Source organism: Pseudoalteromonas sp. MMG013, from assembly GCF_018100885.1.
GTDB classification, from domain to species: domain Bacteria; phylum Pseudomonadota; class Gammaproteobacteria; order Enterobacterales; family Alteromonadaceae; genus Pseudoalteromonas; species Pseudoalteromonas aurantia.
Map to the genome: position 1 here is coordinate 33,883 of NZ_JAGJEE010000026.1, position 12,435 is coordinate 46,317.

General features: G+C 40.1%; 8 protein-coding genes. All 8 read right to left on the bottom strand.

What is annotated here, in order from left to right; all coding sequences use genetic code 11:
* Nucleotides 1–12: 12 nt before the first annotated feature.
* A complete protein-coding gene (locus tag J8L98_RS18705; RefSeq protein ID WP_210997690.1) occupies nt 13–1,716 on the bottom strand; it encodes a cyclic peptide export ABC transporter in 1,704 nt (567 codons plus the stop codon).
* Nucleotides 1,717–1,730: 14 nt separating this feature from the next.
* Nucleotides 1,731–5,060 carry a non-ribosomal peptide synthetase gene (locus J8L98_RS18710; protein WP_210997691.1) on the bottom strand — a complete coding sequence of 1,110 codons (3,330 nt, stop codon included), beginning with the start codon at nt 5,058–5,060 and terminating at the stop codon, nt 1,731–1,733.
* The gene (locus J8L98_RS18715; RefSeq protein ID WP_210997692.1) at nt 5,057–7,102 is read right to left on the bottom strand and encodes an AMP-binding protein; all 2,046 of its coding nucleotides are present in this window, start codon (nt 7,100–7,102) and stop codon (nt 5,057–5,059) included. Before J8L98_RS18715 ends, J8L98_RS18710 begins: the two co-directional genes overlap by 4 nt.
* Nucleotides 7,103–7,110: 8 nt before the next feature.
* Nucleotides 7,111–7,602, bottom strand: a complete 492-nt coding sequence (locus J8L98_RS18720; protein WP_119862558.1) for a VOC family protein — start codon at nt 7,600–7,602, stop codon at nt 7,111–7,113.
* A 217-nt stretch (nt 7,603–7,819) separates the two neighbouring features.
* Nucleotides 7,820–9,478, bottom strand: coding sequence for a hypothetical protein (locus J8L98_RS18725; RefSeq protein ID WP_210997693.1), 1,659 nt, complete (start codon nt 9,476–9,478; stop codon nt 7,820–7,822).
* A gap of 57 nt (nt 9,479–9,535) precedes the next feature.
* Nucleotides 9,536–10,906, bottom strand: coding sequence for a TolC family protein (locus J8L98_RS18730; RefSeq protein WP_247671176.1), 1,371 nt, complete (start codon nt 10,904–10,906; stop codon nt 9,536–9,538).
* A 130-nt stretch (nt 10,907–11,036) separates the two neighbouring features.
* Nucleotides 11,037–11,816, bottom strand: coding sequence for an alpha/beta fold hydrolase (locus J8L98_RS18735; RefSeq protein WP_247682616.1), 780 nt, complete (start codon nt 11,814–11,816; stop codon nt 11,037–11,039).
* Between the two features lie 14 nt (nt 11,817–11,830).
* Nucleotides 11,831–12,004, bottom strand: coding sequence for a hypothetical protein (locus J8L98_RS18740; RefSeq protein ID WP_225738487.1), 174 nt, complete (start codon nt 12,002–12,004; stop codon nt 11,831–11,833).
* Between the last annotated feature and the right edge of the window lie 431 nt (nt 12,005–12,435).

The window sequence follows — 12,435 nt, forward strand, 5'->3', positions numbered from 1 at the left end:
GCTCTTCTTTTTTTAGGCGGTAGCTAAGCTAGGTAAATGTGTCGGCTCACTTTGGCGTATCGCGTATTGCTCAACTTCTTTCACCGCGCCCGATTCCATTTTTATGACCTTATCGGCACAATCGAAGTACCTATCATCATGTGTGATGGCGACGACCAGCTTTCCTGCGGCTTTCAGCTCTGGCAGCACCTCGGTATAAAAGAAATCTTTAAACTCAGGGTCTTGATCCGCAGCCCATTCATCAAAAATATAAATATCTTTGTCTTCCATCAAAGCCACAAGTAAAGCTAAGCGACGTCTTTGACCATCAGACAGTTTAGTGGTTGTGAATATATTACCAATGAGCTCAGTTTTTCCGGTCAGTTTAAACATATCCAAGTAGCGTTTTACTTTATCTTGGTCAATATCATCTGTGGGTATATAGAGCTTCTTAAATAAATGATAATTCGAAAAAATAACCCCAACACGCTCTCTTACAGCCATCAAATTCGTTTCTGTTACTGCGGTGTCATCAAATTGCACACTGCCTTGTGTTGGACGATAATGGAATGAAATAAGCTTACTTAATGTTGATTTTCCTGAACCATTACCACCGACAATAAAGTAAATATGACCTTTTTCGAACTCCAAACTAATGGGTTTAATTGCAAAAGTTTCTTCTAATTCATCTGACGTATATTGATATTGTACATTTGAGAGAGATAGCTTTTGCCATTCATCTTTAACCGCACCAGCCTCATTTAAACTATAAACCTCTGGCTCAAGCGTTTGTAATTGATGAATTCGCTCTAATGACACTTGTGCAATTTTGAGTGTTTGCATCATCGATAATATGCCTGCAATTGGCCCTGTAATATACAGCAATGCCATTACCACTCCGAAAGCGCTTGTGTCTGAACTTAATAAATCACTTGGTAAAAGAAATACCACTCCCCCAATGACAAAAAAACAAATCATCTCACTGGCATTGCCTGCTAAATGGATAACCGCGTCACCTTTCTTTTCTTTATTTGTCGAACTACTCAATGGTGCTGCAATCTCTTCCGCCAGAAACTTTCTGCCTTTGCTATGACTTAACTTCATTTCATAAGCACCAAAAATAAGTCCTCTGATACCTTCTTGTAAGATGTCTTTATCTTCACGAGAGCGAGTATATAGCCCTTTTGCAAATAACACTGGCAATTGAAATAACAACACACCAAATACTATCGCCACGCAAATAAAAGCAAACACTTGCAAATTTAGATAGGCTAAGTAAGTGAGCATACCTAACACTGTCACAAAGGAGACGATCATCATAGGTATCGCCACGGCTGCATCTGTAATACGATTGACATCGTCAACGACGATCGTCAGTATTTTTGAAAAACCGATACGCTCAACGGTATCAACACCAAGCGCTTGTATTCGCTCTGCAACTTTTAACTTTAAATCGGCAGACGCAGACTTTGCAATATTATTCACAAATATTACCGATGTCACTTTCGTCAATAATATCGCAGCAACAAATGCAAAAAAGCCAGTGGAACCATCTTCCAAAATAACATACCCAGACACTTCAAGTTGTCCGTTTTCTAGTCCACTCAAAATAAAAGGAATAATCAAACTATAGAGTGCGCCCGATAACATCCCAAGGACCACGGCAAATATCAGTTGTCGCGGAGAAAAGTTATATAGCAACCTACTAAGTGAAGTTAGCTCTTTATTTTTATTCATTGTTTTGTGCCTTATTAAAATATCAGCTCTTCGCTATTTGAATCATTTACAATTGTCGCTTGGAGTAATTGCAGCTTGTTTTTATCGCGCTCAGAATCTATTTTCATCGCACACAATCGAATGGTTGGTGCAGTAAAAAATGCTGAAATTGATAAACTCACTTGAAAAACGTCATTCGCTTTAGCAACTAACTTACTCGCCAACAAAGAGTGCCCGCCTAGTTCAAAGAAGTTATCTTCCACTGAAATAGAATCAAGCTCAAACAAGTCACACCATAGATTTTGCATCGTTTTCTCTGTCGGCGTTGCCGGTGCAATATAAACACTTTTCAACTGCGGAATAGGTAACGATTTACGATCAATTTTCCCGTTGGCATTAAGCGGTAATGCATCCAATTGGCTAAACAATGTCGGCCTCATTGAGACTGGTAAGTGCTCAGTTAACTGCGCTTTGATTTGTGCCAAAGCGTCTTCACTGTCTGCCCCGTGCTTAATACTGTAATACAGTACCAATAAAACATCGGTGTCATTCATCAATTGAGGATGCACAACACAGTGAGTCACCACGCTTATGTCATTAACGCAGTTTTCGATTTCACCTAATTCGATTCTCACGCCTCTTAAACTGATCTGATTGTCTAACCGGCCTAAGAACTCATAGTGGCCATCCAAATGGCATTTTACTCGGTCACCCGTTTTGTATACTCGTTGCGCTGTACTTTCGTCATAAGTGAAGTGTTTATCCGTTTGCTGCTTGTTGCCAACATAGGCGGCGGCTAATGACAATCCAGCCACATACAACTCACCACTTAACCCTTTCGGTTGTATCGCACCAAACTGGTTCATTACCAAGTAATTCACATTGGGATGAGGCTGACCAATACAGTAATTTAATGCTGGGACCGACTTTGGATCATAACTACTGCTCACCACCGATGACTCCGTCATACCATATAAAACCCGAACTTCAACATCTTCACGCCAAGCGTGTATTTTTTTCAAAAGCGTGTCTGGCACGGGCTCACCGCCAACCAATAACAACCTCAAATCAGGATAACAGTCATCACCATAGGCTTTCACTTCATCGATCCAAGGCCCCATTAGGCTCGGCACAGCATGCAATACTGACACCTGCTGTGTTTTTTCAATTAGTTGAGGCAATAAAGATACATCATCTCGAGTAATAATCTCAATTTTCCCACCACTTAATAATGGCACCAAAATTTCAAGCAATGACACACCAAAAGCTTGTGAGCCAATCGTTGGCATCGTGTCATTTTGATTAAAGTTAAATACTTGTTTATTTGCCTGTAGTGAATAATAGATACTGCTATGCGGTACAGCGACTCCTTTAGGCACTCCAGTTGAGCCTGATGTATATAACACGTAAGCAATGTCTTCCTCAGTCAATACCGGGTAAGCGACTTTAACGTCACTTTTTTGTAATTGCGCCACCGTCACAACCTCAAAAGGCGACTGCGACTTATTAATTGGAAAATGCCCATCTTGCGTCACTACACATGCCAATTCCGCATTTTGACAGATCTGCGTTACGCGTGCCTGCGGATAACTGGGATCAAGCGGTACATAGGTATAACCAGCACGCATAATTGCCAACATAGCGACCACCATATCGATGGATTTTTCCATGTAAACACCAATTCTGCTTTTGGGGGCATAATGAGTGTCCAGAAAATGGCTTGCAGCTCGAGAAAGTCGATCCACCAACTGTCCATAAGTTAACTGCTCCGAATAATGGCTAATCGCTACTCTGTTTGCATAATCGCTTGCTTGTTCTGTGATCAACTCCGGTAAACTCTTAAAAACTGGGAACCGATTCGGTTCAATGATCTCAGCTGTTGCATCATGCTTAAAGTGAATACTTGAGAAAGCCATGGTTGGAGACGCAATGAGCTGCGCAATAAAATGCTCTAGATAACGCGCTAAATGCTGAACCCAATCATCACTAAATAAGTGCGTATTGTATTCCCATACAAACTCCAGCTGTTCGCCTTTTGTATAAATATGAATCGAGAAGTCGAACTTTGACACATCTTGATCATTATCCATGAGTTCTACTTGGCAGCCATCAAGACGAAATTGCTCTAATGCATTGTCTTGTGCAACTAACATAATTTGCACCAAAGGCAGATGGTTGGCTTGACGCTCTATATTGGCAAGTTCAACGATCTGCTCAAAAGGAACATATTGATACTGCTTCGCATTTTTCACTAGCTTTTGACACTGAATGACTGCTGTGGATAAGCTATCTTCAGCACTGAATTGGAATCTAAAAGGCAATGTATTCGCAAACATACCCACCGTATTAGCAACATTCTCGCCACTACGATTTCCATAAACAGAGCCAAATACAATATCTTGGCTATCACTCATTCTTGATAAGTAACACGCAAATACCGATTGCAATAGAGAAAAACTAGACACTCCTTGCTCTTGCGCACATTGTTTCAACTGACTCGATAAGTCTTTATTTAGCGTCTGCTTCCGTCGCTTCCCTTGCACACTCAGCGTGGTAGGTCTAGGGTATTGTATTGGAAAGTTATGACAACTTGACACCCCTTCCAATAGCGCCTGCCAATATGTAATACCTTCTTTTGCATGATCAGACGTTAAGTACGCCTGTTGCCAATCACTGAAATCTGCATACTGCGCAACCCGATGAACCGTGCTACATGGTTGTGCATATTCAGCTGCGAGGGTCTGTAAAATCACCTTTGCAGAGAAGCCATCAGCGGCAATATGGTGAATATTAATGCTCAATACATAATAAGTGTCTAGTTCATAAACATGAACGCGAATCGGCCACTCTTTTGATAAATCAAAGCGATAATTTGCTTCACATTTCAGCGCCTCTACCAAAGACGCTTCATCACGCAGTTTAGAGTGGGGTAAAACAAAATCATGCTGCGACTGAATATGCTGCGTCTCTTCTGGCTTACTATATATCGTTCTTAATACATCATTGTTGGCAATGAGTCGATTAAATGCATGTTGCAGTTTTTCCAATTGTAGCGAGCCCGTAATTTTATACGCCACGGGTAAGTTATAATATGGCTGTTCTGCAAGTGACTCTAATAGATACATGCTTTTTTGATGGCTTGTCATTTGTGTACTATAGGCGTGTGCTCGAGTACATATTGCGACATCAAACACATTGCTCTTTTCACCACTTAAACCAATAATTTCATGCTTATACTTTTTAAGCGCTTGTATCTCTGAACTCGATAAGGTATCAACATGGCCTTCTAATACAAGCTGCCCATCTTGGCATTGCAAAGTAACGCCTTTTAGAGCCAATATTTCCAGTAATTCTGCTAACCTCATAATACTAACTGCCCCGCACTCGCAGCGCTTTTTTGCTTACCTGCATGCAAGTTAGCCATACTTTGCTTTAGCGATACATAATCAGCCATAGCGCGAATACTATGATGCTCTAACAGGTCTCGTTCAACCAAATCTATGGCGTCAAAAATGCGACCAACCTCTGCTGCAATCTCTATTGCATTGATTGAGTCACCACCCAATTGATAAAATGCCGCAGTAACAGAAGCCTCCTCTAATGCTAAGTGTTTACACCACACTTGATGTATGGCTTCCTCAATGACAGTGGCTGGTTGCACTATTTCCGCCATTTCACTGGTCGCATCTACGCTAAACAAAGCTGGCATCGAATCATTTTGCCAATTTGCCTTAGCTTGCTTACGCTGAATTTTCCCACTTGACGTCATTGGAATTGAATACGGTTTCAATAAAACTACTTCAGTTACTTGCACTTCACATTGCTGATAGACATGAGCACGAATACTGTCCGTCACCGCTTTATAGTCCGCTTTTCTAAAGGCTTCTCGAGTTAGCTCTGTCACTAATACCAATTCTTCTTCACCCGCTCTATCGACAGAAAATGCAGCACTATAACCGCTGCGTACAGCGTCATGCGCTTCACTTGCTGCATGCTCAATATCTTGGGGGTAATAGTTTTTCCCTTGGAAAATAACCAAGTCCTTATGGCGACCCGTTATATATAGCTGCTGATCCTGTAGCACTCCCAAATCACCCGTTCTCAAGTAAACTGGCTTACTTTGTTCACCATTGAGTTCGGTATAACTTTGTGCAAATACCTGCGCAGAAATATCCTCCAGTTTCCAATACCCTGACGCAACACTTGGACCTGCGAACCAAACCTCACCGACCTCACCTTCTGGTAATTGCATTTTTGTATTGGGATCAACCACACACACATGATGATCTTGCTCAGCATAACCACAGCTCACTAACTCACTTGTCAACACGGTGTGATTTTCATCAACTAAGTCTAATTTAAACGAACCAAGTGATGCTTTATCGCATACCAACATAGGCGGCTGATGGTCTCGTGTCACACCAGTAATGAATACCGTTGCCTCTGCCATCCCATAACCTGGGTAAAAACCTTGGCCATCAAAGCCACACTGTTCAAAGCGTGCTGAAAAGTCTCGCAGTGTATCAGCATTCACTGGTTCGGCCGCATTATACGCCACTTTCCATGATGACAAGTCTAAATTATCTAGCGCTGAGTCTGATATTTTTTTAGTACATAGGTTATAAGCAAAGTTAGGCGCGCCACACATGGTACCTTTGTAATCATGAATGGCTTGTAGCCAGTTGATCGGTTCTCTTACAAACGTCGCTGGAGACATTAAAGTCGAGCTTGTTCCCAAGTATACAGGCCACAAAATGGCGGTCACTAAACCTAAATCATGAAACAGTGGTAACCAATTTACAAATATATCTTCATGTGTCGCACTGGCAGTATGCGTGAGGTGCGTCACATTTCCAATAATATTCTTATGGGAAATCATAACGCCTTTTGGTGCCCCTGTAGAACCAGACGTATACTGTAAAAAGGCAACTTGCTCTAACTCAAGTTCACTACTTTTATAACGTTCGCCTAATGGTAAGGTGTCTACTGCTATTGGCTGTACTTGCGCTTGTAGTGCACTATCGTGTGCAAAACATTCATTAATTTTATCCATTTCACTTGAGATAGTCAGTGCGACTTTTGCATCACAGCTTTGTGCTACCTTCGTAATTCTATCTACTTTATTGCTCTTGCTGGGCGGGTATAGAGGAACCGCTATAATACCCGCAGCTAAACATGCATAGAAAGTAACGACATAATCTAACCCTGACGGAAACAAAAGTAATACACACTCACCAGGTTGTGCTCTTAGTCTAATTTGCTCGGCTCTTAACTGCACAGCCTCCCACAACTGGCTATGACTTAAACTTACTGGTGTTAAGTCTTTATCACTTAAAAAACGAAAAGCAATGTCATGTGGCTTATCGAGACTGTTTTTTTCAAGAAAATCTATAATCGTGTACTTCATGTTAACCCCTAATATGCGCCAGCTAGTTCTAATTGCTCAAATAAATTTTGGATACTTGTTTTTTCAAATTGTGAAGTACGCTTTTTCTTCTCGATAAACTCAAACATCGTGCCGGAGTTTTTATCTCTGAGTGTGAAAATCTGCTTCAACTGATCGCCATGAATAATATTGGTCGAAAACTGTAAACCAGTCTGCATTAAACGGGATTTTGCCTCTTCAACATCATCAACTTCAATGGCTACATGTTGTACACCAGGACCATACTCTGCAACAAACCTAGAAACTTGAGATTCTTTATTCGTACCTTGCACCAATACGATGGTAAAACCATTACCACATAATTCGGCAGCTAACATACCTGAGAACTGACCTTTTACTTCTCGTTGCTTTAGTAGTTCAAACCCTAAAATACCGCAGTAAAAATCAATAGCTGATTCTAGATCTAAAACCGCAATGGCCAAGTGATCGATACGTGTTGCATGATTTAATATCTGTTTCATTTTATTCTTCCTTACTTGCACATATAACGGCCGACTTATTGATCATGAGTTTTAATTTCTATTTTTATTCATAATCTTGGTTTAAGTGGCAATTAGTTAACTTCAATATTTAAAATTGTTCTCTCCACCTGCCGACTATGTGGCTATATACAGTCAGCAGGTTTATGGCTAATCTAAAAAGACAATTCCTGAACAGTGTTACGACTTACGTTACTGACTAATTTCCAACGCGTTGCCAACGATAAACCCAATTAAAATGTACTGGTACAGCGCCAGTCGTAAGCGGTTCACCCCACGCGGTCGCGTTGTATGTTGAAACCAATTTATTACCGTTGCTATGTAAAAACTTAAATTTACGTATATGACCAAACTTTAAAGTACTCTCGTCAGTCCCAATCAGTTGCAGTTGGCTTTTACAAAGATCTAGCTCTGTTACTAATACACCATCATGTTGCTCACATTCAAAGCTCACAATTTCTCGCTCATCTGTGACAGCCCAAAAACCACTAAAGCTAATTGGTCCAGCTTGAATAAGTATTTCACCATTCTCTTTGAACTCAACATCAACCATTGATAACCCATCCGTATTCTCAAGCGTAAAGCGACCAGGTACTAATGTGTTAGGATCAACGTACCCTTGCGTTAAGAAGTCATGCCCGTATATATCATTACTTTCATTTTGATAAATCGCACTGTAGCCACCAAGTACAGCTCCTGTAAACCCTAAGTCCCAGCTTATGCCATTAGCTAAAGCAACATGCACTTGTTGATCACTCTTATATTCCCAAGTGAATGTTTGAGTATTCTCTGCATTGTCACTACTTGGATCTATAAACGAAATCACGCCTGTATTTCCTTCATGAAAAACAATCTGGTGACCTGCACCATCCGCCGATGCACTAAAGCCTGCAGGTATTTTAGAATAGTAAGTCTCATTTAAGTTAATGCTAAGATCGCTTAACAGCGCAACTGACTCTTTTGTCACTATAGTATGGCGCTCTGTAACCTTAAACTGTGACAAATCTAATTGAGATGCGGTTAGATTGTCCGGCATAACTATCTTACGTGTGATCAGGTAATCAATAACGACACTATCACCGAGTCCACTTCTCAACACAACATCACTTATTTGACTTTCCACATCTAATAACACATCAGCTTCATTCGCCACTTTAAAGCGCTGTGGTTCACTTAATGTGGTACCTTCATGTTTATCAAATATGATGCTGTGATCCGATTGCTTAACAGCCCCAGACAAGCGCACATATTTGTGTGTTGAAGCAGTACTAATTGGAAGCAATAAATTAACCACATCATCATTTAAGACCATTTCCAAAGGGCGATCGAAATTATCTGATAACTTCAAAAACTGTTTGCCCGCATGCAGCTGTGTATCACTAAATTCATTTCTAACAACCGGCTCTGAAATCGTACTTTCGTAAACGCCATCTAAGTCACCGTCTGTTTTGATTTCCCAAGTTGCAGCACTGATATCTGAGCCGCTTAATGTAATTTGTTTTTTTGCACTCACATTACAATAATCTAACGGGACGATACCACATGTTCCATCGACGATATTTAGCGTCACGATCCCAGCAGAATCTAAGCTCCAATGAAATTTTTGAACGATGCCATCATGACTATACCGTCCTGTCTGTACTTGAGACTGTTGCACAAACGAGTTAGAGAAAACTTGATTAAAGTGACTCCCATGAAACTCTATCTGTGCCGTATCTCCCTTCCAGCTACCCAATAACGCATATTCACTTTTAACTTTAAATGCTTTTTTCTCACTTACGACTTGTGTTTCATTATATTGTTGGCTGCCGCACCCTGCAACTAACGCTAAAGCGCCTAATATAACCATGTATTTCATGTAAACTATCTCCTATTCATATTTATCGGTCAGCGACAGCAGAGTCACTATGTGCGCCTATTTATCGACAGTCACTCTCTGTGCTAATACGCCACTAAATAAACGATTTAAAAAACCAACTTCAGTGTTCGATAACTCACCCATTACCTCTTTTAACGAAATATATAATTTCACATACTGGTATTTCTCTTGGATCAGCTGAACCTTCTCTGACATTAACCGAGCGCGGTTATCTAACACTCGACTAAATGGCCCTAGACCACTGAAATATTCATCTTCTGAATTTTTCAATGCTAATTCTACCGCCTCAACAGCCAGTCCATTCGCAGCTAATGAGTGTGAAATTGCACGCAAAGTTCTATGGTTTTTCAATATTTGCTGCTTAACCTCCAACTGTTTAAGCTTTTTCATGTATTTCGCGCGTTCCATAGAAAGCTTTGCTTCACTGCTCGCAGAGCTTACACCTCCGCCATTATAAATTGGCATTTCCAAATACACGCCAATATTCCAGCCATGCCGATTTAATGTATCTGGGTGCTGAAAGTTGTACGTCGAATCGGTATTACTATCGGTGTAACTCAACCGACTCGTCACGGTAGGCAAGTGCTTCGCCTTTTTTGCTTTCCAATTCTCATTCGCAACCGTCAAATCTAAACTCGCAAGTTTAAACCCCCAGTTATTCTTAAACTTTTTTTGTAAATGTGTGATTGACTCAGCGGGATTATGCAGTACCGGTATTTCACCAGATAAAGCATGAATAGCATCTACATCAACTTGCGTGACTAAAGATAATTGCTCAAAAGCCAAAGCGAGATCATTTTTTGCAAGTATTTCATCAGACTCAACTTTGAGCTGCTGTGATTCTGACTCTTTCAATTCACTGATTTTGACTAAGCCCACCGCATAGCGATTAGTAATAATACTACTTTGCTTTTCATACGCATCTAGCGTCTCTTGAATAAAGAGTAACTTCTCTTGCGCTTCTACTACATCTAAGTATGCAGATAAAAAATCGCTGGTATAGGTAGACAATGCTTGTTGAAATTTGACTTTGGCCTGAGTCGAGCCGTACTGACTACCTTTATAATCATAGTAGGCTGGCAAATCAAATAATCGCTGACTCAGCCCTAATTCATATTCCGCAGCATCCGATGCTGATTTTTGCGCCCCTTTATATTGCAATAGATTATGAGTATCTAACGCCTGTGTTTGAGCATCATAACGCACATGCGCTGATAACTTTAACTGGGGTAATAGCTGCGCAAAAGACTGCTTCTCACCCTCTAACCCCGCCAAATATGCAACACGCTCAGCATTGACAGATAAGTTATTTTTAACCCCGTTACTGTATAACTCGATTAGCGTACTGCCATGAGCAGCGCTCATGTATGTCAGTGACATGCAAAGACAAATTAGATTAAACTTCAACGAAACCCCCTACCTCTAACGATAAATAGATCTATCTCACGAGTGAGATATTGAAATAATAAAGACACGCCATAATTGTTTGAAATTCTAACGCTGTCTACCAAATAAAAATAAATTAAACCTGCTCTGTTTACGCCGCTTTTATCGCAAACTGAGTTTCAAAATAAAGATTTAACTGAGCTATAACTTGATGAGGGTGCGTATCAATAAAAAAGTGCCCGCCTGAACATTCAACCTTAGAAAAATCAGAAAAATACATACCCCACATATGAATTTCTTCATCAGAAATAGCATCATCTTTACCAAATAACACGGTGACAGGCGAAGGTATATTCACGTTTCCTTTATAGCTATATTCCCCTGCGACTTTAAAATCAGACCTTAGCATTGGTAAATGCAACTCTATTAATTCTTTGTTTTCAAGAATTTCCACAGGTGTTCCTTTCATGTCTTTTAATTCTTGAATAAAATCAACATCAGGTAGCTCGTAAACCTTCCGACCAAAACATTTTCTTTGAGGACCCGCACTGCCTGATGCAAAGAAATGCAGCGGAGGCTTTAAACCCACTCGAATAGCCCGGATGATTAATTCAAAACCAATCCGACTTCCTAAACTATGACCAAAAATAATATAATCAGAGTGTAATATAGGTGCCAGTTCACTAAATAATGATTCAATTAATGATGCCATATCAGCAATCGGCTCTGCGGAAAAATGAGAGCCTCTTCCTGGTAGTTGAATAATATTGAGTTCAACATTATCGGGAAGCAAATCTACCCACGGATAAAAGACAGATACGCCGCCACCAGCATAAGGGAAGCAAATTAATTTGACATCTGCATTCGGTCGAGGTTTTGGCGTGACACACCATTTGCTCATTCTGCTCTGTTTCTTATTGAGAGTATACATGTCAGATTGCTCCATTAGTTTAGCGGTTGAATTAAATTCTCAAGGTCCATTTCCAACTGAGAATTGATTGCTTGTGAATGTAAAAATACACCGTCGGCACCATCCAGCTTTCCGCGAGAGTAACCTTGTTCATATGCCCATTTAACTAACTCAAGCTCTTTTCTAGATAGTGATTTTGCTACTGGCATGCTGCGATCCTTTGTCTTGTTATATAGTTTTACGTATCTTTTTTCATCAGACTCATTGAACATTGCTATTACACCTTTATAAGTAAGCACTATATAAAATGAACATACATGAGCTATTTAAATACGGCATACACATACTTCATTTTTCATATTTTTTAAGATTAGAGAGAAGTTATTTACGTATCGTCTTCATCTCGTCAACAGCACCTAGATTACACAGGAAACCTGAAAAGTTGAAATTATGAAATGTTATCTAACCTCTAAAAAAACACAAAATAAAACCAAGTAAACCATTGTTTTTAATACTTAAAATAAAAAATATAACGAAACCGAACATATAACAATTGCAAAAGACAAAAATATTAGTGCAATCCTCCATACTTTTTGATGCAACTAAAAAACAAATAGTACTGCTTTTCAGACTATCTGCG